This is a genomic window from Exiguobacterium sp. s129 (genome assembly GCF_018617585.1).
GTDB classification, from domain to species: Bacteria; Bacillota; Bacilli; order Exiguobacteriales; family Exiguobacteriaceae; genus Exiguobacterium; species Exiguobacterium aestuarii_A.
In genome coordinates, this window is sequence record NZ_JACSKL010000003.1 from 1 (window position 1) to 23,576 (window position 23,576).

At 48.0% G+C, this 23,576-nt stretch carries 21 protein-coding genes; 2 read left to right on the forward strand and 19 right to left on the reverse strand.

Annotated features, from left to right (window positions below):
* Positions 1-159: 159 nt before the first annotated feature.
* The 6 genes from KNO92_RS04535 to KNO92_RS04560 form a co-directional block, all read right to left on the reverse strand.
* On the reverse strand, positions 160-627 hold the full coding sequence (locus KNO92_RS04535) for an SMI1/KNR4 family protein (protein WP_214760247.1): 468 nt from the start codon (positions 625-627) through the stop codon (positions 160-162).
* A 129-nt stretch (positions 628-756) separates the two neighbouring features.
* On the reverse strand, positions 757-1,353 hold the full coding sequence (locus KNO92_RS04540; protein WP_251126861.1) for an AmiS/UreI family transporter: 597 nt from the start codon (positions 1,351-1,353) through the stop codon (positions 757-759).
* Between the two features lie 104 nt (positions 1,354-1,457).
* Complete coding sequence (locus KNO92_RS04545; RefSeq protein WP_251127071.1) at positions 1,458-1,868, reverse strand: polyphosphate kinase 2 family protein; 411 nt, start codon at positions 1,866-1,868, stop codon at positions 1,458-1,460.
* Positions 1,869-1,969: 101 nt separating this feature from the next.
* Entirely contained in the window at positions 1,970-3,499 is a 1,530-nt protein-coding gene (locus tag KNO92_RS04550) for a M4 family metallopeptidase (RefSeq protein WP_214692078.1), read from the reverse strand.
* Positions 3,500-3,675: 176 nt separating this feature from the next.
* Complete coding sequence (locus KNO92_RS04555) at positions 3,676-4,674, reverse strand: ABC transporter permease (protein WP_214745254.1); 999 nt, start codon at positions 4,672-4,674, stop codon at positions 3,676-3,678.
* On the reverse strand, positions 4,667-5,587 hold the full coding sequence (locus tag KNO92_RS04560) for an ABC transporter ATP-binding protein (protein ID WP_214692074.1): 921 nt from the start codon (positions 5,585-5,587) through the stop codon (positions 4,667-4,669). The genes KNO92_RS04555 and KNO92_RS04560 overlap by 8 nt, the downstream gene beginning before the upstream one ends.
* Before the next feature lie 118 nt (positions 5,588-5,705).
* Between KNO92_RS04560 and KNO92_RS04565 the strand changes: the two genes are divergently transcribed.
* A complete protein-coding gene (locus tag KNO92_RS04565) occupies positions 5,706-6,455 on the forward strand; it encodes a GDSL-type esterase/lipase family protein (RefSeq protein ID WP_214692072.1) in 750 nt (249 codons plus the stop codon).
* Between the two features lie 31 nt (positions 6,456-6,486).
* On the opposite strand, the gene KNO92_RS04570 is transcribed toward KNO92_RS04565, so the two are convergent.
* The gene (locus KNO92_RS04570; RefSeq protein WP_214692070.1) at positions 6,487-7,158 is read right to left on the reverse strand and encodes a GNAT family N-acetyltransferase; all 672 of its coding nucleotides are present in this window, start codon (positions 7,156-7,158) and stop codon (positions 6,487-6,489) included.
* Positions 7,145-8,275 carry a mandelate racemase/muconate lactonizing enzyme family protein gene (locus KNO92_RS04575; protein ID WP_214760250.1) on the reverse strand — a complete coding sequence of 377 codons (1,131 nt, stop codon included), beginning with the start codon at positions 8,273-8,275 and terminating at the stop codon, positions 7,145-7,147. The genes KNO92_RS04570 and KNO92_RS04575 overlap by 14 nt, the downstream gene beginning before the upstream one ends.
* An 80-nt stretch (positions 8,276-8,355) precedes the next feature.
* Here KNO92_RS04575 and KNO92_RS04580 point away from each other — a divergent pair, with 80 nt between their 5' ends.
* Positions 8,356-9,555: a hypothetical protein gene (locus KNO92_RS04580; RefSeq protein ID WP_214760253.1), complete on the forward strand. Its 1,200-nt coding sequence runs from the start codon at positions 8,356-8,358 to the stop codon at positions 9,553-9,555.
* Between the two features lie 15 nt (positions 9,556-9,570).
* On the opposite strand, the gene nhaC is transcribed toward KNO92_RS04580, so the two are convergent.
* The 11 genes from nhaC to mutS form a co-directional block, all read right to left on the reverse strand.
* Positions 9,571-10,998, reverse strand: a complete 1,428-nt coding sequence (nhaC, locus tag KNO92_RS04585) for a Na+/H+ antiporter NhaC (protein ID WP_214760256.1) — start codon at positions 10,996-10,998, stop codon at positions 9,571-9,573.
* Between the two features lie 135 nt (positions 10,999-11,133).
* Complete coding sequence (locus KNO92_RS04590) at positions 11,134-12,222, reverse strand: amidohydrolase (protein ID WP_214692063.1); 1,089 nt, start codon at positions 12,220-12,222, stop codon at positions 11,134-11,136.
* 16 nt (positions 12,223-12,238) lie between these two features.
* Positions 12,239-12,583: a DoxX family protein gene (locus KNO92_RS04595; RefSeq protein WP_074034557.1), complete on the reverse strand. Its 345-nt coding sequence runs from the start codon at positions 12,581-12,583 to the stop codon at positions 12,239-12,241.
* Positions 12,584-12,639: 56 nt separating this feature from the next.
* Complete coding sequence (locus KNO92_RS04600; protein WP_214692061.1) at positions 12,640-13,905, reverse strand: S1C family serine protease; 1,266 nt, start codon at positions 13,903-13,905, stop codon at positions 12,640-12,642.
* A gap of 111 nt (positions 13,906-14,016) precedes the next feature.
* Positions 14,017-14,835: a fumarylacetoacetate hydrolase family protein gene (locus KNO92_RS04605; RefSeq protein WP_214692059.1), complete on the reverse strand. Its 819-nt coding sequence runs from the start codon at positions 14,833-14,835 to the stop codon at positions 14,017-14,019.
* A 55-nt stretch (positions 14,836-14,890) separates the two neighbouring features.
* Positions 14,891-15,346 carry an anaerobic ribonucleoside-triphosphate reductase activating protein gene (nrdG, locus tag KNO92_RS04610; RefSeq protein ID WP_214760259.1) on the reverse strand — a complete coding sequence of 152 codons (456 nt, stop codon included), beginning with the start codon at positions 15,344-15,346 and terminating at the stop codon, positions 14,891-14,893.
* Positions 15,324-17,174 carry an anaerobic ribonucleoside triphosphate reductase gene (locus KNO92_RS04615; RefSeq protein ID WP_214760261.1) on the reverse strand — a complete coding sequence of 617 codons (1,851 nt, stop codon included), beginning with the start codon at positions 17,172-17,174 and terminating at the stop codon, positions 15,324-15,326. Before KNO92_RS04615 ends, nrdG begins: the two co-directional genes overlap by 23 nt.
* 191 nt (positions 17,175-17,365) lie before the next feature.
* Positions 17,366-18,196 (reverse strand): formate/nitrite transporter family protein, encoded by an 831-nt coding sequence (locus KNO92_RS04620; protein WP_074035310.1) that lies wholly within the window; start codon positions 18,194-18,196, stop codon positions 17,366-17,368.
* 212 nt (positions 18,197-18,408) lie between these two features.
* Entirely contained in the window at positions 18,409-19,056 is a 648-nt protein-coding gene (locus KNO92_RS04625) for a 50S ribosomal protein L25/general stress protein Ctc (protein WP_214760263.1), read from the reverse strand.
* 165 nt (positions 19,057-19,221) lie between these two features.
* Positions 19,222-21,039 (reverse strand): DNA mismatch repair endonuclease MutL, encoded by a 1,818-nt coding sequence (gene mutL / locus KNO92_RS04630; RefSeq protein ID WP_214692031.1) that lies wholly within the window; start codon positions 21,037-21,039, stop codon positions 19,222-19,224.
* A 4-nt stretch (positions 21,040-21,043) separates the two neighbouring features.
* Positions 21,044-23,572 carry a DNA mismatch repair protein MutS gene (gene mutS / locus KNO92_RS04635; RefSeq protein WP_214760265.1) on the reverse strand — a complete coding sequence of 843 codons (2,529 nt, stop codon included), beginning with the start codon at positions 23,570-23,572 and terminating at the stop codon, positions 21,044-21,046.
* Between the last annotated feature and the right edge of the window lie 4 nt (positions 23,573-23,576).

The following is a 23,576-nucleotide window of genomic DNA, read 5'->3' on the forward strand; positions in this document are numbered from 1 at the left end:
TTTTTTGTCGGGCAGAGCGCCTCGAGCTCGTTGGACATAAAAAAAGACGAACCAAATCGCACGTGGCGATTTGGTTCGTCAACAGCCTGAAGCACACTCGTGAAGAGTGTGCCAACTAAGATATATGAGCAACCTACTAATTTAACTTTATCTTCTGAACTAATCCCAAAAATGGGCACCTTGTGCGACAATCAAATAGTCGAACCAACGTGTATAATCCATTGGAAGTTTTTCAATGTCATCTTGATAAGTCAAAAATTCTCCGACCCAAATGTAGTTTTCATGTTCGTTGACGACCTCACAAACAATCCATTCTCCATCCATACCAGCGCCGACGGGGATTAACTGCTCAGGACATTCCCATACCTCTCGATACTCGTTAATTTCTTCCACACTAAACAGTTGAATCCCTCCACCGTATGTCGGATGGACGAATAGCTGTGCGCCGTTATGCATGTTCAAAAAGTGAATCATGTCTTCAGGTGTTCTTTTTGGCAATCGTTTGATTTCAAGTTCTGTCGCAGGCTGATTGAAGGAAAATCGTAACGTGTCCAAATCCCCTTCTTCCCTTTGTACTTTCAATTGATTGTCTGCAAGTCGACTTTTCAATGCTTCTAAGGCAATCAATCCACGGTCCCCTTTCTACACAACGTGTTCTGTTGAATGTAGTATATACCAAACCATTTCATGTTATACAAAAAAGTCATCCGATGCGATAATACCTCACCAGATGACCTCATATGTGGTTCTATATACTCAAGCCACTTCTACGGCCTGTTTCGTTCGTTTGACGGAGACGATAAAATACAGAATAGCTGTCCCGCTCGCTGCCCACCAGATCATGTCATACAATCCGTTCATGAGTCCTGCCATACCAACCATCGCCGGAACGATCAAGGTCAACCACGACAGTACGAGAGCGACACGCGCTGTGATCGCCTCGTTCGGTCTCCCGAGTCCCATTCCAAAAAAGAAGAGACCCCATAATAGTGACCAGAAGAACCATGTCAACGCACCCATTGGATCGGCTACAGCGATTGCCATCAACCCGTAAAAAGCGGCTGCAATCGACACGAATAACGAGAACCAGCCGACGCCACGTCCGTCTAAATTCAAAATGAACGTCACACCGACATATAAATATGTGAACGCAAACAAGTAAATGCTCGCGAGGCCGAACTGATCTTCAGGACTTGCCCCAATCAGTAACCACGTTGCGATAAATGTTTGCAGGATTCCGGTGAACAAACTGAATACACCGGCACTCTTCATATCGACCTTCCCGAGAAGGACAAGACTATTTAAAAATAGCGCGACGCCACCAAATAATAAACTTACGTTACCCACACTCATTACCCCTTTGTACAGATGTCTGACCTCTATTCTACTGTATCACTTTAGCTTGAATTCGCTTTCAGTGCAAGGGAATTTTTAATTGTTCACGAGAACGTCATCCGTTATTCATTTTCAAGTATTTGAATCGCCTCATCGATGCGTTCTTGCTCTTTATCCGAAAACGTCGGATATTGCGGGTCGATTCGCTCGAGGACATCAATCATGACGGATGAGACGATATAGCGACTGTACCATTCGTCATCTGCCGGCAAAATATACCACGGTGAAACGTCAGTTGATGTGTGTGTGATCATCTCTTCAAAGATTTTTTGATAATCATCCCAATATTGTCGTTCTTCCACATCGCTGAACGAGAACTCCCAATTCTTCTTCGGGTCTTTCAATCGTTCTACACTGTCCGGAATCAGTTCATCCGTCAAAGTCGAATCATCAGGTTTATTTTTTACATGGGTATAGAAATCACTTAACTGAATTTGCTTGTTCGGTGCAGCCATATATTCTTTTAGATTCATGTTATTTCTCCTTTTCAGTCATCATTCCAATTTGATTTACCCCATATCGACACAAAAAATCCCTTCCGAAATATCTCGGAAGGGATTTCTCGATTAGACTCTTAGTAGATTCCGACAGCGTCAAACGATTTCGCAGCTGATACTGCTTGTGGGCTAGTCGCACCGTAAAGATCTTTCGCGGATTGAATAACAGCTTGACGAAGGCTTGAGAAGTTAGACGTTGGCGTCAAGTAAACATTGAGCGCGCGGTAGTAGATATCTCCCATCTCCATAACACCGACTCCTTGGACAGATACACCGTAGTGTGATCCGCCGTTACCCAAGAGGTATGCCGCTTTGTTGACGATACCAGAGTTGATGTGAACACCTCCGTTATCTTGCGTACCTGTGTAACGTTTTGAGTAGTGGTCCGGGTCGCCATATGCAGCAGGGTTTGCCATCGAACGAAGACCATCACCTGCAACTCCAGGCGTGTAGATGTCTTCCCCTACCAACCAGTCGAAGTTTGTTCCGACACTGTACTCAGCAACTGTACCTAAGATATCCGATACCGCTTCGTTGATTGCTCCAGACTCATTCTGATAGATCAATCCTGCCGTGTACTCTGTGACTGCGTGCGTCAATTCGTGGGCAACAACATCAAGTGCCCCAGAGAGGTATGTGAATGTCTGACCATCTCCGTCACCATATACCATCTTGCTACCATCCCAGAACGCGTTGTTGTAGCTACGGCTATAGTGAACCGTCGAGTTAAGGGCTGCACCCGCGTTATCATAGCTGTTACGTCCATACGTGTTCTTATAGAAGTCATACGTTTTCGTTGCGTTGACGTGTGCCGAAACTGCAGCACGATCGTATGTCGTGTTCAAAACGTTATCGACATCAGCCCAAAGCGAACCTGGAAGGCGTGTACGGTTTGCTGCATCGTACGTATAGATTCCTTTTCCACGTGTCGAGTCTTGTAAGTAGTAGTATGAACCACTCTTCGTTGTCTTGAACGTCTGACTATATCCAAGAACATCGATCCCTGTTCCTGTATATGTAGTTCCTGTCACACCGTTCGTCGGTTTTGCGTGTGCCAACTGATCGAATTTGTTAAGAACTTCTCCTGTGCCAGCATCAATGAAGTACGTCCAACGTGAAGGCTCCTCGGCATCTAAAATCGTTCCGGTCACTTGATATGCGTAGACCGACTTGTCTCCATTTGGATAGACGATCAATTCCGCTTCAGGTTCGAGTTCGTATGCACCTTTATGTCCGACAAGCGCCTTGTAGCTTGCAATGGCTTTCTTCTCGCTCAATTTGATTGACTTATGTAGATTCTTTACTGATTTTGCATCATCTACGACCGTTTTCAATTGTCCGTCTTCATCAACGACACCGACAACGACACCACCGAATACCGGGACACCGTCTACCGTCTGTTGTAACTTGACGACTTTACCAAGTTTGTCTGATTTCGACTCGATTGTTTTGAATTCACCTTTTGCTTTCACGAACTCTTTGACGATTGTCGTCGGTGCACTTTCAGACGGTTTCGTCAACGTGCCTGACTTCAATTCTGCGGCCCCGACCAATTGTGGTACGAGTAGGACACCTGCGATTAATGATGTAGATACAACTTTTTTCATGTGTTTGCCTCCTTTGTGATGACTCTTACTTTACACAGTTTCCCACAAACAATGTATCCAACTTTTTAATTATTTTGACAATTCTAAATATTAAGTATTTAGAACTAATTATTTCTCTTTCATAATCATTTAGCCACTAAAAAAAGTGCCACCCAGGAGGGTAGCATTATAAACAATTAATATACATCTTTTTGCGTAAAGTGATAAAACGCGTACGCGAGAGCAGCCATTGACCAAATGAGAATGACGACTAGAGAAAACGGTAGAGTCATCCCTTCAATCGGTGGAGCTTGTCCTTCCAAGTAGGTATGAAGACCGAAGTTGACGTTCACCAAGTACTTCGAGCTATCCCAATTTGATCCAAGCGACGTCAAAAGCGGTCCTGAAATGAGGACGGCCATCATGATTCCGATTCCGGTCGCCGTGTTTTTCACTAGCACCGAGATCATAAGTGAGATTGTACCGACGGCAGCAACGACGAGCCATGAGAGTCCCATCGACATGAGCAAGTATTCCCACATCGGCAAGGTATGAACAAAATCGGTTGAGAAAGTTCCCGTCGGTGAAGCTTGGAAGCCTGTCAGGATTGGAGCTGTCCAACCGTCCCACCCGAGAACGATTCCGGATATGGCGTAACTGACGACGGCGGTCACAAATATTAAGATTGACGTATACAAAAGTGTCGTCAACCATTTGGCAAGCAAAATTTTATAACGCCTTACCGGTCGGGACAGTAGCGTCTTGATTGTCCCGTCGTTATGCTCCCCACTGACGATATCTGCCATCAAGACGATAATAAAGAGTGGCAGTACGAGCGTCGTCCCTTGCGAGAAGAAGACACGCATAAACGTCGGAGCGCCTGGATAGTTCGGGTTGATGTCATTGTCTAAATAGTATTGGTTCTGTTGGACACGGAATTCTAAAATCTGACGAAACTCGTCTTGGACGTTGGCGGAAGCGAGCCGGTTTTGTGTATCGATGATTTCTTGCTGAAGATCAACACGCCAATCAATCGTCCCTTGCTCTTCACGTTGCTTCTCGATTTGCCGATAGTTCGCGTATGTGAACATCGAGACGAGTACAATCAGGATGATCGAGACGACCATCAACCTACGCTTCCGATGAATTTTTAATACTTCATTACGTATGAGTCCGAGTAGAGATGGATTAGGCAATGTGATCACCGCCCGTCAATGTAATGAAGAGATCCTCTAACGTCTGCACACGACGCTCGAGTCCGAACACGTCGACATCTCGTTCCATTAAGTATCGATTCAACTTTGCCGTCTCCTCGACGTTCATCGAGATTCGAATCGTTCGCTCATCGATCACGTCCGCTTGATCGATCCCTTCATAACCTTGAACGATTGGTAACACTTCAAAACTATTGGCGACATGCAAGTCGACCGTCGATGCGAGTTCTTCAATCAAAGCATCGACCGTCCCGACTTTGACAATCTTCCCGCGCGACATGATGGCGACGCGATCCGCCAACAATTCAATCTCGGCCAAGATATGACTCGACACGAGAACACTCAGTCCCGTTTCTTCGACAAGTCGACGAATGAACAGTCGTAAGTCGCGAATCCCCATCGGATCAAGTCCGTTCGTCGGTTCGTCTAAAATAAGAACGCGTGGATTGTTCAATAATGCCTGTGCGATACCGAGCCGCTGACGCATCCCGAGCGAGTATGTCTTCACTTTATCATCGATGCGAGCGGTCAGATCGACGAGGTCGATCACTTCTTGAATTCGTTTATCGTCCACATCAGGCAACATGCGGGCGAAGGCTTCTAAGTTCTCACGTCCAGACAAAAATTTATACAGCTCTGGATTCTCGACGATGGCTCCGATCTGATTCATCGCTTGAACGAACTGTTTATCGACACGATAGCCACAAATGGATACATTACCTTTCGTCGGTTTAATCAATCCGACAATCATCCGAATCGTCGTCGTCTTCCCGGCACCGTTCGGTCCTAAAAATCCGAACACCTCACCTGGGTTGACTTCTAACGAAATATTATCGATGATCGTCTTTTTCCCTATCACCTTTGTCAGTTGATGTAGCTTTAAAGTCGGTTCCATTGTCTCACCTCTTTCTTTATTCTATCGGACAAAATCAAATCTGTCCTATTCGAACATTCACATAGGGCACATCGTCACATTTTTGATATGATGTCTGTATAGAAAGCGAGGTCAGCCCATGAAACATTCGAAATGGTATGCATTTTTAAGTGGCGCCGTACTTTTGACCGGAATCGCCATATATGGTCTTTGGATTGGTTATCAAGATATCGTCAATCCGCCAGAACGAACACTTTCTGTCTCTGAAGACGAACGTCCTGAGCCAGAAGGTGACATCTATGTCGCCCTCGGCGATTCCTTGACTCGCGGTGTCGGCTCGACGTCAGGCGCGGGATATGTACAACCCGTCAGCGAAGGTTTGGAAGATGAGTCACTCCGTACACAAAACCTGGCCGTTTCCGGGGCACGTACTGAAGATCTACTTGCTCAACTCGAGCAACCCGAAGTACGTCGGACAATCGAAAACGCACGATATATCACGTTGACCATCGGTGGAAACGATTTGTTCAACCGCGGGGAAAACGTCGACAACTTTGAATCTGTCGATATTCAACAAGTGGTCACGGATGCAAAGACAAATCTTGAAACGATTTTTTCTGAGATTCGCGCGCTGAACGACTCAGCTACGATTGTCTACATCGGCCTATACAACCCGTTTCAAAATGATGAGAATGGACAAGCGTTCAATCAGCTCATCCTCGATTGGAACGCCTCTGCGAAACAATTAGCGAATGCTCAAAATATCGATGTGATCGACCCGTTCGCCTACATCTCTGATTTATCACGTGATCTCGCGACCGACCAATTCCATCCAAGTGACCGCACGTATGAAAAATTCGCGAATGATGTACTTTTCGTTCTCGAATAAACAAAATCCTCGTCAGCTTGACGAGGATTTATTACTTCTCATATCGAACAATCCACTGTTCTCCTTGTTTCATAAGACCAGTCCCGAACCAACCAGCTTGGAGTAACTTAACTTGTCTCGCCCGTTCTTCCATCGGAACATCCACCACTTCTGATGTGGGTTGCCATGACCGATGAAGCTCCTTATAAAAGATATAGCGGAGTTTCCCGCCATACTTTTCTTTCAATGCGCCGATTCGGAGTCCAAGCGTGAACTTGTCTTTCATACTTGGAATATTGAACGGTGCGACCGTCGCACAGACGACATCAAATCGGTTATCCGATTCAACTTGTGACATCAACAGTTTGCCCAAGTGCGTCTGCAACCCATATCCCCGAAAATCTGGATGGACGTTCGTCACTTCCTGATAAAGGACACGTTCAAGCGAATCCTCCGGGCAGCCGATATCTCGTCCTAAATGTTCATCGTCAATCGGCGGAATCAACATGGCACGAAATGCGATCAGTCGCCCTTCAGCCGTTGCCCCAATCAACGTCTGATCCGTCAAAAGTTTCGTGAATTCTTCAATCGATAATGATTGATAGTGCTCCGGTTCAGCCAACGCTTGAATCACCGTTTCTTGAATCGACAACAACTCAGGGAAGTCTGACAACGTCAGAACTCGCACTTGAAGCGGCAGACCTTTGATCTCACCTTGCCACATGTGAGTCTTCTCCAATCACGTATGAATCGATCGTCAGTTCACTCAATAAGTCCTCATCGACTTCGATGCCGAGACCAGGACGGTCGTTCAACGAGATGATTGGCAAATCATATGTTAAGTTCCCGACATCCTTTCCGAAGCGGAGCGGTCCTGTCAATTCTACCGTTTTTACAATCTTACTAGAAAAGGCGACATGGAATCCCGCACTCGATGCGATCGAAGATTCGACCATCGAGCCGATTTGGCATTCAATCCCTGACATCTCCGCCATATGGACCAACTTCTTCGCCGGATAAATGCCACCACATTTCATCAGCTTGATGTTCGCTTTATGGGCTGCTTGCATCATCGTCAACCGTCTCATATCGTGAATGTCTTTCAGACCTTCATCAATCATAAGTGGCACCGAGATTTTTTGTTTCACTTCGAGCATCCCTTCAAAATCATCCGCCTTGACCGGTTGTTCGACCCAATCGATTCCGTACGGTTCGAGTAGACGCATAGCTTGGACCGTGTTAGCCGCATTGACCCACCCTTGATTGACGTCGACCCGAATCGGGAGATTTGGTCCTACGGCTTCTCGCACGGCTTTGACACGTGCCACGTCCGTTAGTACGTCGACCCCGACTTTCATCTTCACGGCCGTATAGCCCTGATTGATTTGATCAAGAGCCTCTTGTGCCATGTGATCCGGTTCTCCGATACTCAAGACGTGTGTGACCGGGAACGATTCATGGTACCGACCACCAATCCATTCGTAAATCGGTTGATTCAGTTTCTTTCCAATCAAATCGTGACAGGCGATATCGAGTGCTGCTTTTGCTGCAGGAACACCTTTTATCGCACGGTCCATCTCATCATGAATCCTCTCCAAATGCATCGGATTTTTCCCGATTAATAAAGGTGCCAATAGATGACGGAGGACACTCACCGTACTTTCAGCTGACTCTCCCGTCACGTGCTCATCCGCTACCGCTTCCCCATAACCAATCAGTCCGCAAGACGTGGTCATTTTGACGATGACAGATGGCATATCGTCATAACGATGATAACTCACGATAAATGGAACTTTTAGTGGGAATCGAACTGAGAAAATTTCAATGCTTTGAATGTTCAAGTTCATCACTCCTTTACTTCGTCTACGCTTTCCTCTATATTGTCGTTATATAGTCGTTAAATTGCAAGGGGGATTTTGTGATGTCCATCCATATCGCCGTCGTCGGTTCACCAGCTTTTATTCAACATATTGTAAAAGGTTCTTCTTTACCCGATGTCCGGATTGAAGGGTTTCCTTATGATGACCCGCGTGAAGCGAAAGACATCGCCCATCAACTACACTTTTTTGACGGTGTTTTCTTCTCCGGTTCATTTCCGTATTCGTACGCGATGGAGAAGGCGAACCTCCCGTATGCTCATCATGTCGTTCAAGACGATGTCGTCTTATTGACTTCACTCTTATATATTACGTTAACGCAAAACGTTGAGCTTGAACATCTATCGATTGACCTCGTCGACACGTCACGACTTGAATCAATGTTAGAGCCATTCCCTACTCGTATCTCGCAATCGCAAGTGAAACAGCTTCATCCAAACATAAATTTCGAGGACTTGATTGCCTTCCATAAACAACTTCAAGAAAATGGGACGACACGATTCGCTTTGACGAGTGTCGAGCAAATCCATCGCCGGTTAAGAACCGACGGCTATCGGAGCCAACTCATGATTGAACCGAAAGAGAGGATTCTTCACCATTTTAATGATTTTCTACAACAGATTCGATTGCAAAAATCAGATCAGTCTCAGTTTGCCATTCTTCAGTATTCGAATTCGAGTGAAGAGACGTTAGCACACGTGTCGGACCAACAATTCTTCGGTGGCAAGTTGCTACAATCGAATGAAGAGGGAGTCACAATCTTATCGAATAAAGGCAAAATTGAGACAGCTATTTCAAACGGTATTGTTTTACCGAATCCCTCGTCTGTTCATGTTGGCATCGGATATGGCTCAGACTATCAGCGCGCTCTCGACCATGCACGACTCGCTCTTTATGCAGAAAGTGAACGACAGATGCGCATCGTCGATGATTCGAAGCGACTAATGTTCTCTGATCAACCATCACCCATTCATTTTCGCGTCACGCAAACACGAGTCTACGACATGATGAAACAGACCGGTATGAGTCCGACCAATATCGAAAAACTCATCCACTTCTCACGCGATCAACTTGAGTTCACGGCTAAAGAGTTGACCGATTACTTACAAGTCACCCGTCGCACGACAGAGCGACTCATCAAAAAATTGGTTGATGCAAAACTCGTCCATCCGATTGGCGAAGAGATGAGCTACAGCCAAGGTCGTCCGCGCACCGTCTATAAATTTCAATTCCCGGTCGATTGACGACCGGGAATTGTTTTATTGTGCTGCTTGCTTCACAACTGACTCTTCTTGCTGAATGACGGCCATGCGCTCGATTGTGAATCCCGTAAAGGCATACAGAATCGAAATGACCGGTACGATAAAGTTTAAGACAGCGTAAGGCGCGTATTCGAATGCCCCAACCCCGAGCGTACCAAGAATGAATACCCCACACGTATTCCACGGGATGAACACCGATGTCAATGTTCCACCGTCCTCGAGTGCGCGTGATAAGTTTTTCGATTGTAATCCCATTTTTTCATAAGCCCCTGCAAACATACGTGACGGGACGACAATCGAGATATACTGCTCCGAACAGGTCGCATTTGTCGCAATCCCAGCCAAAATCGTTGAAGCAATCAAAGAGCCTGCTGTTTTCGCCAACTTCAAGATTTGATTCATGATCGATTGAAGCATACCTGAATATTCTAAAATTCCACCGAACGTCATCGCGACAATCGTCATCGAGACCGTGTACATCATCGCATCAAGACCGCCTCGGCTGAAGAGGTTATCGACCAATTCATTACCTGTATCAATGACATAGCCACTTTGAAGAGCACCTACGCTGTCTGAAAGTGACCCGCCTTGGATGAACACTTGAGCCAAGAAGCCCAGTGCAATCCCGACGACGAGTGCTGGAATCGCTGGTACTTTTTTTGCGACGAGCAAAATGACAGCGAGCGGCACGACGAGTAACCATGGAGAGATGACAAAACTATCTTCAAGAATATTAAGCGTCTGTGTGATCTCTGACGAGTCCGTCGTCGAATCTGCGAACCGTCTACCAAGCCAAGCGTATACCCCTAGCGCGATGACAAGTCCCGGAATGGTCGTATATAGCATGTGTCGGATATGTACGAATAGATTCGTATGAGTCAGTCCTGCCGCCAAGTTTGTCGTATCTGACAATGGTGACATCTTGTCCCCGAAATAAGCACCTGAGATGACGGCCCCCGCAACCATCGGAGCTGGTATCCCCATACTCAGTCCGATTCCCATCCCTGCTACACCGATTGTACCCATCGTCGACCACGAACTCCCAATCGAGAGCGCGACGACCGCACAGATGAGGCAAATCGTTAACAAAAAGTATGCCGGCGAGATGATCTTCAGTCCGAAATAGATCATCGTGGCAACGATTCCCCCACCAATCCAAGCACCGATTGTCAATCCGACCAAAATGATGATGACGACTGCCGGTAAAGCGAGACGAATCCCTTTATACATCATCTCTTCAATCTCTTTCCACTTGAACCCATGACGCCAGGCGACGAGCGAAGCGACCGCCGTCCCGACGATGAGCGGGATGTGTGGTCCTTGTCCGAGCTTGACGATTGAGATGAGCATGACAACAATCATCACACCAAGTGGTAAGAGCGCCCACCCTAGCTTCATGTCTTGCTTGTTCCCCGTTGTTTCCATCTAACTTCCTCCCCTATAGCGAAAATTCAGAATTGTCGTTATATTGTCGCTAATAACGTTATGATAGCGCTTACAATCATCTGATGCAATAAAAAAATGAGTGGACAGACATCTGTCTATCACACTCATCCTGAATTATGTTGCTGCAATTCGGAGTGCATCCGCAAGCAGGCGTGCCCCGTCTTCTAACGCATCACGGTCAAACGTCATATGCGGATGATGAAGTCCTGGACCTAAATCTGCACCAATTCCAATCATCGTCGCATCAAGCGTCGGTTTCTCGACGGTATAGAAATGAAAATCATCGCTACCTGACGTGACAATCCTCTCGACGAGAGCCGACTGACCGAAGCGTTGCTCGATCGCCTGCTTCGCAATCTGACTTGACTGTTCCCCAACGACCGCTCCCGGTGTGAAGTCTTGCCACTCCCACTCCAATGTCACACGATGAAGCTGACCGACATGGAGTAACATGTCTTCGACACGATTTCGCAGTTCGAGCAATTCCTCATTTTGTTGAGCGCGGACATCAATCGAGAACGTCGCATTTCCCGGAATGATGTTCATGTTGTCACTCCCGGCGTGTACTTTCGTCAACTTGACGGAGTGTGGCTCAAACGGTGATAAGTAAATGCTTTTGAGCATGTGTTGAATCGTGAAGATGACATCGAGTGCGTTTTGCCCTTGATGCGGTCTTGCGCCGTGCGCGTCATCCCCAATGACCTCTCCCTTTAAGAAGAAGGCAGCACCATGCTGAATCGCCGCCGCGTATTGACCTTTCTTCAACTCTTCTTGTGGACGCAAATGAATCCCGAAGAGTTGCGTCACGTCTTTTAACGCTCCACGCTCAATCATGGCGAGCGACCCGTTCCCTTGCTCTTCGGCAGGTTGGAAGATGAAACGGATCCGCTTCTGTAACGCCTCGTCCTTCAATTGTTCGAGTGCACCGAGTACCATGCTGATGTTCGCGTCGTGCCCGCATGAATGGTTCGCACGAAACGTACCGTCAACTTGTTGCCATAACGCATCGATATCGGCGCGGACTGCAATCACGTCTTCCCCCGATCCAATCTCCGCGATCACTCCGGTCACATCCTCAAACGTCCGATGCGGAATCGACCAGTCTGATAAAATCGAAGCAATCGTTCGGGTCGTCTCGACTTCTTTCCAACTGATTTCTGGATGTGCATGAAAATATTCGAACCATTTCAATACGTTTGTCATATGTATCTCCACACCTTTATATTTTTTTGACACCTTTGATCAAAACCCATTGAAGCGGGAGTCGTCCCCATGTGATCCATTTCGGAATGACTTTCCCACCGATTCTAGAAGGTTTGACGGCCATGTTGATATTGGCCGGGAAGACGGCGATAAAGAATGCCGGTAGCGTCCGTTTCACGAACGTCGTCCCTTTGTTTAGTAAGAGCATTGCCCCGAAGACGACTTCCACGACTCCGCTCAGTTGCACCATCAAGCGGCGGAACGGCCAAGATTTCGGAATAATCGACATGAATGCCTTCTCTCTGACAAAATGTAAAATTCCTGCCCCGAATAGTAACACCCCATATAAATTTCGTACCATATCTCATCCTCCTTTTGTATAAGCATAGCAAAAAAGGCGGGCTTATTGCCCACCTTTTACAATGCAGAACCGTTTGCGTTTTGAATCTCGACTTGAACCGTTTCCGTTTTTCCGTCACGGACATATTCGATGTCGACCGTTCCGTCCGTATCTCGAATCAATTCACTACGGAGGTCGATGAACGAGCTAACGTCTTTGTCATTGATTTTCACGATGACGTCACGCGCCTCAAGACCCGCTTTTGCGGCTGAACTATTTTGTTGAACTTCTACGATAATCGTTCCCGCCGTTACCGATTCAGGTAAGTTGATTTGTTCCGTCAAGTAACCTGGAGGGAACTCTGACACGTCACGTAGCGACACGCCGAGCGAAGGATGATTGACTTCTCCCGTCTGTTCGATTTGATTGATCAGCGGAAGGGCGATGTCGACCGGAATCGAGAATCCGACTCCCTCGACTTCTGCCGTCGCAATCTTCATCGAGTTGATCCCGACGAGTTGTCCTTCTTCGTTGATTAACGCACCACCCGAGTTACCTGGGTTGATGGCCGCATCCGTTTGAATGACCTCAGCATTGAAGTCGGCCTGTCCGTTCTCATCCGTATCTACCGGTACGAGACGTGACGTCGATGAGACGACACCGCGTGTCACGGAGTTCTCGAATTGTCCAAGCGGATTCCCGATGGCGATGACCGTTTGTCCCGGTTTTAACTCACTCGATTTGCCGATTGAGATGACGGCCGGTACTTTGTCAGCGTCCACTTTCAAGACGGCCAAGTCATACGTCGCGTCACTTCCCATGAGCGTCGCTTCCGCTGTCGTTCCGTCATTAAACGTGACCGTCAGCTTGTCTGCCCCGTTGACAACGTGATGGTTCGTCGCGATAAATGCCGAGTCACCTTCTTTTTTGTAGATGACGCCCGATCCAACGCCAGCCTCGACAGCTTCACTCGAGAAGCCAGTTTGGGCGAAGTTGTTCACGGTGACGACTGCAGGTTGAGCGGTTGCGACGGCATTCGTGACTGAAGAGTCAGACACGTTTGATGACGTCTGGACCGGAGTCCCTTGCGAGGTCACGTTCGTATCACTCACATTCGTTGCGGGTTGGTCGATAAACGGATAAGCGATTGCGCCCGTCAACAATGCCCCGATGACCCCACCGACAAGTCCTGGGAACATGCGGCTGACGAATGAAGGTTTTGACTGTGTTCGTACTTTTGTTTCTTCTCGGTTGGATGAACCGAGTTCTGTATCTAACCAATCTTTTTGCTGTTCTGATTCATGTAATTGATCGTGTTCATTTGATTGATCGTGACGATCCATAATGATTCATCTCCTCTGTGTTATCTTCTACCCTTACTATAACGAAGAGGAACACTCATTTATAAAATGATAAATGAATTACAAGATTCTTCACATTTTGCGTCATTTCATTCAGACAATCACATTTCGTAGCGTGCCGAGACCTTCAATCGTCACTTCGACGGTGTCCCCAGTTTGAAGATAGGTCGGTGGTGTCATCCCGTGCCCGACTCCGGCTGGCGTTCCGGTCGCGATAATGTCACCCGCTTCAAGCGTCATGCCTTTCGATAACGTACGAATGAGCTCGTCAATCGGGCGAATCATATCGGCAGTCGTTCCGTCTTGGCGCGTCTCCCCGTTGACATTCGTTTGGATTCGGAGAGGGAACTGAAGCTCGTCCGGCGTCACGATGAACGGTCCCATCGGACAGAACGTATCGAGTGACTTACCACGGAAGAATTGGACATGTTCTTTTTGCACGTCTCGTGCCGTTACATCGTTTAGAATCGTGTATCCGAAAATGTGTTCTTCGACTGTTTCGATGTCTCGTCCCGACTTTCCGATGATGACGGCGAGTTCGCCTTCATAGTCAAGTTTGTCCGTCAATTCCGGATGGCGCTCGATGACAGCGTCCGGGCCGACGACTGAGGTTGGTGCTTTCGTGAAGATGACGAGTTTCCCCGCTCCCGCTGTATCCATCTCTTTCACGTGTTCTTCATAGTTCTTCCCGATACAAATCACATTTTTCAACGGTCGATACGGGGCAAGCAATTTCACGTCCGTCACTCGGTATGAAGGTGCCACGTCTAAATCAATATCCGGTTCGAACTCACGCGCAATCACTTCTAATAAGTTAGTCGTATGTACTTGATTGCTGACATCGTAGACGAAATCGCCCTCGATGATTCCCACTCGTTGCTCTTCTTGCATGTCAAAACTACACCATTTCATCTAAAATCCCCCTTTTTTAATCATTATACAAAAAATCGAGACATCTCTGCCTCGATTACACATTATTCAAAAAGATGATTCGTTGATTACGCGATCCCCGAAAGCGGAGTCCCATGTCTCGTAGCGACTGCTCAAAGCGACCATCAACGAGCACATCGGCGTAGTCTAACACCGTTTGAATGGCTCCGTCGTGCATCGCTACCAACTGTTCGATCGTATAACCCGTATACACCCACACATTTTTACCGAGCGACTTACATGCCTTGACAAGTTTTGCTAACTCTGAAGATTGAAGAAACGGTTCACCACCTGAGATGGTCACGCCGTCCCAACCACTGAGCTCGATGCGACGGACGATCTCATCCACTTCGATTTCCTCACCGCCAGCTGGATTCCACGAGGAAGGATTGTGACAACCTTTACAGTGGTGAGGACAGCCCGCAGTAAAGATGACCGTTCGAATCCCCGGTCCATCGACGACGGATTCTTCAACGACGGATAGAATGCGCATCGTGTTTCACCCTCGCCCGTTCTTCTTCTCGCTTCGCCGTATTCCAGCGGTCCATCGTCCCGACCAAATAGCCAGTGATACGACGGATCCGTTCGATTATCTCATCTTCTCCACAAGTCGGACAAGCCGCATCAATCAAGCCTTCAAGCCCGCAATTCCCGCAGCGGTCGACGGGATGATTGATTGAACCGTAGCCGATATCATGCAGGCGCATCAAGCGAACAATCGATTCTACCGCTTCCGCGTTATGGGCAAGGGAGCCATCGACTTCGACATAGGAGATGTGTCCCGCGTCACACAACGCGTGATATGGTGCCTCGATTCGGATTTTTTCACGGATGGACACGGTTTGATATACCGGTACGTGGAAGGAATTCGTATAAAACGCCCGATTGGTTACCCCGTCAATCATCCCGAACGCTTCCTGGTCTCGCGTCACAAATTTACCTGACAATCCTTCCGCCGGTGTCGCAAGCAACGAGAAATTCAAATCGTATGATTCGGCCGCCGCTCGCAACCGATCAGCTAAGTGCGTGACGATATCGAGACCAAGTCGTTCCGCTTCACGCGACTCGGCATGTGTACTGCCCGTCAACACCTTCAACGTTTCAGCGAGTCCGATGAATCCGAGGGAAAGCGTTCCTTGTTTCAGCACATCTCGGACCTCATCATGTACATGTAACTGCTCACTTCCACGCCAGACCCCTTGTGTGTAAAGAAAACGAAATTCTTCAGCGCGACGCGTGCATTGATACTCGAAGCGCTCGACCAACTGTTCGATGCCGACATCGATATATCGGTTAAGAATACGGTAAAAGTCAGTTAATGATTCAGAGACAAGTGCCATCTTCACCAAGTTGAGTGTGGAGAAGGAAAGATTGCCACGACCGACTGACGTCTCTTCTCCGTGTCGATTTCCCATTACCCTGGTGCGGCAACCCATGTACGCCACTTCAGATTCATGCGATCCATCATAGTAAGCGGCATTGAACGGGGCATCGATGAAGGAGAAGTTCGGGAAGAGCCGTTTGCCTGTGACGCGACACGCTTCACGAAAGAGATCAACGTTTGGGTCATCTTCATGAAAGTTGATGCCTTCTTTTACTTTAAAGATTTGAATGGGAAAAATCGGGGTCTCCCCATTCCCTAATCCCCGTTCCGTGGCACGAAGTAGCTCCCGAATGAGAATGCGTCCCCACTTTGAGGTATCCGTCCCGTAATTGATCGAGACGAACGGGACTTGCCCGCCACCTCGTGAATGCATCGAGTTCGCATTATGAATGAACGCCTCACACGCCTGATATGTCGCCGAGATCGTCTCTTCTTCTGCGAGTTGTTCCAATTGTGTCTTGTCCCATTCAACAGGTAGTGATTGGAGTCGGTTCAATTGGCGCACATAGGTCTTCTCGACATACGGTGCCAAGTCGACGTCAAACATCGGGAACGCTTGACCCCCATGCTGCATATTTTGATTCGCTTGAAGGATGATGGACGCGAGCGCCATGGCGGAGCGAATGTCCTTTGGCGAACGGATTGTTCCATGCCCCGTATGGAATCCATCTTTTAATAATTGACCGAGTGGTATTTGACAACATGTCGTCGATCCTGTGATGTAATAGTCGGCGTCGTGCACGTATAAGTAGTTATCAGTGACGGCCTGTTTTGAGCGCTCCGACATCAAATATGTCTGCGACAATTCTTTCGACACTTCTGAAGAGAGTCGTGCTAGTTTCCCAAGTGGGGACTTTCCGTCCACATTCGCATTTTCTTGTACCAAGTCTTGGTCTGGTAAGACGCAGACATTCTCATACAACTGCAGTAATTTCAAAACCCATCACCTCACTATATATGGATCAAAAACATTAACAAACGTTTTAAAAAATCCTATATATAGATTATGACACGTATTTTTCTTGATGGTCACGAGTCGATATTGTGACAGTTTGCTTGTGAGCATACGACAAAAAGAGCCTCGTCTTCGGTAAGACAAGGCCCAACGTTATTTGTGACAAACGTCATTTATTTAGCAGCTTTCACGACTTTTAATTCTACTTCTTCCTCTAATTCTTGCGCCTCACGGAGACCTTTTGAGTTGAGCCATGTATAGATCGCTCCCATGAAGAGGGCACCGCCGATAATGTTACCGAACGTCGCAGGAATCAAGTTGTGGATTGCACCTGCCATACTGATCGTCTCAGGGTGTGGGACGACGAGCGTCAAGGCGAACAAGACGAAGTTGGCGATGACGTGGTCAAATCCTGAAGCGAAGAAGACGGCGACAAGGAAAATCATCGAGAAGATTTGAGCGAATTCATTTTTCATTTGTTTCGGTAAGAAAATAGCGAGACAGACCATCCAGTTACAGAAGATGGCACGGAAGAAAATTTCGACCGTCGTGTGATGCATTTTCCCCTCGACGACTGAGAACAGCCAGTTGTTCATCCCTAGTTCTTGGATGACACCAGTCGGTGCAAGTAGTAACGCGAATAGGATTCCCCCGAGTGCATTCCCGACGAAACATAATAACCAAACGAGCATCGTGTCGCTGAGCGTTGTATAGCCGCGAAGTGTCGACGTTGTGAAATACATCGTATTCCCCGTGAACAACTCCGCTCCCCCATAGATGATCATAACGAGCGCAATCCCGAACGAGAAGCCCCCAATGAGTGTCGTGAACGGAGATTCCGCTAAATACATACCGTTGACGACTTTCAGCGTGAAGATTGAAGCAAAGCCGATAAAGATCCCGGCTAACATTGCCCGTAAAAAGTATTCCATTGGACGATAATGAATCATTTGCGAGGAAGCCTGTGCTTTTTTCCGTAATGATTCGAGTGCATGGATTTCCATTGATGCCATGTCACAAACCCTTCTTTCTGAATAATTAAATAGGAAAGTATCAGTTCTAATATGTGAAATCATTAACAATATAAACTGTACAGACTCTGTTGGCAATCACCTCTAGAAGGATTTGACAGAGTGTTCACATCGTAATCGTTTACATATGGCAGATTTGTGACAAAGAAAAAGTGCTCCGATTTCTCGAAGCACTTTCTTTACAATTATTCTTTATCTTCAGTCGATTCTTCTGTTTCTTCAGAAGATCCTTCTGAAGCTTCTTCTTCAGTTGAACCTTCTTCCGACTCTTCCTCTTCAACTTCTGCAACCGGCTCATTCACAGAGGCGATGTGCATATCTGGTTCAGAGACAATCGTATACGATTTGTCTTCTGGAAGATCCGCTACCGTCACCGAGTCACCGATTTCGAGGTCTGACACGTCGAGTTCGATGCGTTCTGGGATGTTGGCAGGTGTCGCAGAAACCGTCACTTTATAGAGCGACTGAGCGAGATATCCGCCTTCTTTGACGCCTTTCGCGTCGCCGACGAGGGCAATATCCGCTTCGACTTCTGTCTCTTCATCCATCTTCACAGCCATAAATTCGACGTGCTGATAGAAGTTTGTGAACGGATCTGTTTCTGATCCGTGCACGAGCGTGTTAATCTTGTTTCCATCGAAATGGAGTTCAATCAATGCGTTGTCACCATGGTCTCGAAGAATTTTACGAAGGTCCATCTCGTCAAACACGATTGGTGTGCTGTCTACTTTGTAACCATAAACAACTCCTAACGCTTTTCCTTCGTTACGCAACTTCGTGCGTAGTGATCGTGGGCGTAATTCTCGTTTTGAAACTTGAAGTTTGTTCGTCATTTTCTTTTCCTCCTACATGGATATACATTTCATGTCGACATCTTGAGGGTGAGGCAGTGAAAAAGCCACCTCTCAACCTCGATGCGTTGAGTGACATGTGTATAGTTTTCCCATGAGTACTCGTAAATAAACGTTACATCGTATTAAAACAAGGTAACAAGACGATTACATGACGCGTTTGAACAACTTCTCGAGTTCGTACGTGCTCCACTTCACGAGAATCGGACGACCGTGCGGACAAGTGAAAGGAGAAGTCGTTCGACTAAGATCTTCAATCAATTGTCGCATCATGTCCATATTGAGTGGATGATTCGCTTTGATCGACCGTTTACACGCCATGAGGATTGATGCCTCCTCACGATATTTCGCGATGTCAATCGAGCGTTGTTGAATCGCCATCTCCACTAGATCACGAATTGTACCCTCTAAGTCATGTTGCGGATACCATGTCGGAATCTCGCGCACGAGGAACGTGTTTCCCCCAAACGGTTCTAACGTAATGCCAGCTTCCGCTAGAAGCGGGAGCACTTCTTCGATGGCGAGCGTTTCTTCCTGTGTAAACTCTAACGTCAACGGAATCAACAGGAGTTGATACTCTTTTTCCGGGCGTCCTAACTGCTCATAAAACAATTCATACTTGATGCGTTCCTGGGCAGCATGTTGATCCATCACGTACATCCCGTCTTCCGCTCCACAGATGATATAACTCGAATGCAGTTGTCCGATGACGTCTAATGCTGGAAGACGTTCGGACTGAAGAACGGGTTCCTCGACCTGTTCTGCCTGGAGCATCTCTGGCTCTGGTTCATGAACGAGCGGCGCCGGGTTCCACTGGGAAGGAGACGTGAGCGACTCTTTTCGCTCGCGAGGAATCGGATAATTCCACTCGACCGTGTCTACTTGTTTAGGTTGCGGTTCCATCGAGAAATCGAGTTTCGACTGTTCGGACGGTGTTTCTCGTTTTGGTTTTGGCTCTTGTTTCACAGACGGAATGAGACGTTGCTCACGGAGCGTCAATTGAACGGTCTCTCGAATGAGCTGGCACAATTCTTTTTCTTTCGACAAGCGCACTTCACGTTTTGTCGGATGGACGTTCACGTCAATCAACATCGGGTCCATCTTCACTTCGAGCACGGCAATCGGATAGCGACCAATCGGTAAGAGCGTATGGTAGCCTTCGAGCACGCTTTGTGTCAGTGCAAAGTTCTTGATGCTTCTGCCGTTTAAGATGAGGGTCACGTATTGTTTGTTCGAACGAGTCACTTCCGGGCGCACGAAATGCGCGCTCAGCGTATAGTCGTTCGTTTTACTCGATGCCGTGACGATTTGCGCGGCGACTTGGCGACCATAGATGGCGAGCATGACTTGTTTCAAGTCCCCATTCCCGTTCGTTCGCAACAGTTCTTTCTCTTCATGAAAGACGGTGAAGCGAATCTCTGGATGGGACAGTGCCAAACGGTTCAACGTGTCGGTAATGCTCGCGAGTTCTGTCGCCGCTGTCTTCAAATATTTCAGCCGTGCCGGTGTGTTGAAGAAGAGCTGACTGACCGCAATTTCGGTCCCGACGTTCGTCGCCGCCGGATTCGTCTCCTTGATGACACCGCCTTCAAGCGTCATCTCAAAACCGTCTTCATCTGCTCGTTTAGACTTCAACGAGACGTGACTGACCGACGCAATCGAGGCGAGTGCTTCCCCACGGAAACCGAGCGTCCGAATGCGAAACAAGTCGTGCTCGTCCCGAATCTTACTCGTCGCATGTCGTAAGAAGGCTCGGGCTGCGTCTTCCTCATGGAACCCGTGTCCGTTGTCACGCACTTTGATGAGACGGATACCCGCCTCTTGTAAGTCCACGTCCACTTTCGTCGCTCCCGCATCAATCGCATTCTCGACTAATTCTTTGACGACGGAAGCTGGTCGTTCGACGACCTCCCCGGCTGCGATTCGGTTCGCGAGTTGTTCCGGTAACTCTCGAATGATTCCCATCGACTCACCCTTTCTTTGCGGTCTGTTGCAGTTCGTAGAGCGCCTGCATCGCTTCGATTGGATTCATTGCCAATAGATCGAGTTTGAGCAGCTGTTCTCGAACAGCGTCATTCGACTCGAACAATGACAACTGGCTGACTTCTTCCACTTGAGGTGAAGCAGTTTGCTCGTTTAAGACAGGTTTCGTTGCTTCGGATTCGAGTTCTGACAGAATCGTCCGTGCCCGGTCAATCAATGAATCTGGGAGTTCGGCCAATTCCGCCACGTGAATCCCATACGATTTATCCGCACGTCCTGGATGCACTTCATGGAGGAAGACGACACGCCCATCCCGCTCAATCGCCCGGACATGGACGTTCTCAAGTGTCGGAATCGAGTCCTCGAGCACCGTCAGTTCATGATAGTGCGTCGAAAAGAGTGTCTTCGCCCCGATTGACGAAGCAATATACTCAACAATTGCCTGCGCAAGGGCCATCCCATCATACGTCGACGTCCCGCGACCAATCTCATCCAATAGAATCAGACTTTGGTTCGTCGCCTCGGTGACGGCTTGTCGCGTCTCGGTCATCTCGACCATGAACGTCGACTGTCCGCTCACCAAATCGTCCGCCGCACCGATCCGTGTAAAGATGCGGTCAAAGAGCGGGAGTTCCGCTGCTTCTGCCGGGACAAATGAACCGATTTGATGAAGGATCGCAATCAACGCAAACTGACGCATATACGTCGATTTACCGGACATGTTCGGTCCGGTGATGAGTAACATTTGACGTTTGTCGTCAAGCGTCAAGTCATTAGCGACATACTCACCTCGCGGCAAGACCGTTTCAATGACAGGGTGACGGCCGCGTTCGATTTGTACGTGCGATGTAGTTTTCGGGCGTACATATTCTCGTCTTTCCGCTACGACGGCAAGGGCGAGGAGAACATCCAACTCACTGAGTGAACGGGCCAATTGCTGAAGCGCCTTCGTATACGTCTTCACTTCTTCGCGAAGTGCGACAAACAAGTCATATTCGAGCGTACAGCTCTTCTCTTCCGCTCCTAAGATGAGGGCTTCCTTCTCTTTTAGCTCAGGCGTAATGTATCGTTCCGCATTCGTCAACGTCTGCTTCCGCTCATAACGCCCTTCTTCGAGCAACTTCGCATTCGCCTTCGTCACTTCCAAGTAGTAACCAAATACGCGGTTATAACCGACTTTCAACGACTTGATGCCGGTTGCGATACGTTCCTGTTGTTCGAGGTTGGCAATCCACGATTTCCCGTTCGCTTTCGCTTCTAGCAGTTCATCGAGCTCTTCTGAATACCCGTGACGAATCATCCCGCCTTCTTTCGTCGAAATCGGAGGTGAATCGACGAGTGCAGTCCGGAGCTGTTCACTCAACGTCTCGAACGAGTCGAGATTCTGTTCGATTTGCTGCAAGCGATCCGCTTTCACTGTTTGTAAGAGTGACCGGACAGAAGGCATCCGCTCGAGCGTGTCGCGAAGTTGGATGAGATCTCGCGCATTCGCTGTCCCGTACCCAACTTTCGCGACAAGGCGTTCGATGTCATAGACTCGCTTCAACTCTTCCTGTAGTTGATCGCGCAACATGAAGTCGTCCACTAAGTTCTCCACGGCGTCCTGTCGCTCTTTGATGCCTTGTTCTGTATAGAGCGGCTGTTCGAGCCAGCGCTTCAACAAACGACCACCCATTGCCGTCGTCGTCTCATCAAGGAGTGAAAGGAGTGACCCTTTCCGTTCTCCCGAACGAGCGGAACGGAACAGTTCAAGGTTTCGGGCCGTGTTGGCGTCGAGCTGCATATGCTGTTCGACCTCATAGGCGACAGCCGGTTGCAAGTGATCGAGCGAACGCTTCTGTGTTTTCGTGAGATAAGCGAACAGCAACTCAAATGCCGAGCGCTGCGCCTCGTCTTTCGCACCTTGCGCGAGTGGACTATCTCGCTTGTCCACTTGAATCGAGAGAGGAATGCCGGTCTGTCGTAACAAGTCAGCGAGTCGTTCATCCTCAACAATGACCTCGTTCGGGAGCAATCCTTCGATTTCCCGTAAGACGGCCTCTTCTGACGAGAGCGTCGTCAACCACGATTCCCCCGTCGTCACGTCACCTCTAGCAATCCCAAAACGTCCCGCGACGTCCGAGATGGCGACGAGATATCGGTTCTCTTTTTCGCTAAGTGACGCCATATATGTACCTGGCGTGATCACTTGGATGACTTCCCGCTTCACAAGTCCTTTTGTCGTTTTCGGATCCTCCGTCTGTTCACAGATGGCGACGTTAAAACCTTTTTCGATCAACTGTTCGATGTAGATTGCCGCCGAATGGTGTGGGACACCACACATCGGAATTGGATGCTCGGCCTGCTTCCCATTTTTAGAAGTGAGCGTGAGCTCTAATTCCTTGGCGACAATTTGTGCATCTTCAAAAAACAACTCGTAAAAGTCACCGAGTCGATAGAATAAAAAGGCGTCCGGATAGTCTGCCTTGATTGAGAAATATTGTTTCATCATAGGTGTCTGATGGACTTCTTGCATGTTA

Bases quoted from the DNA above. Each gene is read 5' to 3' on its own strand.
- nrdG (WP_214760259.1), bottom strand. From the start codon at position 15,346: ATGCGCATTCTATCCGTCGTTGAAGAATCCGTCGTCGATGGACCGGGG.
- KNO92_RS04580 (WP_214760253.1), top strand. From the start codon at position 8,356: ATGTCCATCCATATCGCCGTCGTCGGTTCACCAGCTTTTATTCAACAT.
- mutL (WP_214692031.1), bottom strand. From the start codon at position 21,039: ATGGGAATCATTCGAGAGTTACCGGAACAACTCGCGAACCGAATCGCA.
- nhaC (WP_214760256.1), bottom strand. From the start codon at position 10,998: ATGGAAACAACGGGGAACAAGCAAGACATGAAGCTAGGGTGGGCGCTC.
- KNO92_RS04605 (WP_214692059.1), bottom strand. From the start codon at position 14,835: ATGAAATGGTGTAGTTTTGACATGCAAGAAGAGCAACGAGTGGGAATC.
- KNO92_RS04600 (WP_214692061.1), bottom strand. From the start codon at position 13,905: ATGGATCGTCACGATCAATCAAATGAACACGATCAATTACATGAATCA.
- KNO92_RS04560 (WP_214692074.1), bottom strand. From the start codon at position 5,587: ATGGAACCGACTTTAAAGCTACATCAACTGACAAAGGTGATAGGGAAA.
- KNO92_RS04595 (WP_074034557.1), bottom strand. From the start codon at position 12,583: ATGGTACGAAATTTATATGGGGTGTTACTATTCGGGGCAGGAATTTTA.
- KNO92_RS04620 (WP_074035310.1), bottom strand. From the start codon at position 18,196: ATGGAAATCCATGCACTCGAATCATTACGGAAAAAAGCACAGGCTTCC.
- KNO92_RS04550 (WP_214692078.1), bottom strand. From the start codon at position 3,499: ATGAAAAAAGTTGTATCTACATCATTAATCGCAGGTGTCCTACTCGTA.
- mutS (WP_214760265.1), bottom strand. From the start codon at position 23,572: ATGCAAGAAGTCCATCAGACACCTATGATGAAACAATATTTCTCAATC.
- KNO92_RS04590 (WP_214692063.1), bottom strand. From the start codon at position 12,222: ATGACAAACGTATTGAAATGGTTCGAATATTTTCATGCACATCCAGAA.
- KNO92_RS04540 (WP_251126861.1), bottom strand. From the start codon at position 1,353: ATGAGTGTGGGTAACGTAAGTTTATTATTTGGTGGCGTCGCGCTATTT.
- KNO92_RS04570 (WP_214692070.1), bottom strand. From the start codon at position 7,158: ATGTGGCAAGGTGAGATCAAAGGTCTGCCGCTTCAAGTGCGAGTTCTG.
- KNO92_RS04625 (WP_214760263.1), bottom strand. From the start codon at position 19,056: ATGACGAACAAACTTCAAGTTTCAAAACGAGAATTACGCCCACGATCA.
- KNO92_RS04565 (WP_214692072.1), top strand. From the start codon at position 5,706: ATGAAACATTCGAAATGGTATGCATTTTTAAGTGGCGCCGTACTTTTG.
- KNO92_RS04545 (WP_251127071.1), bottom strand. From the start codon at position 1,868: ATGAATCTAAAAGAATATATGGCTGCACCGAACAAGCAAATTCAGTTA.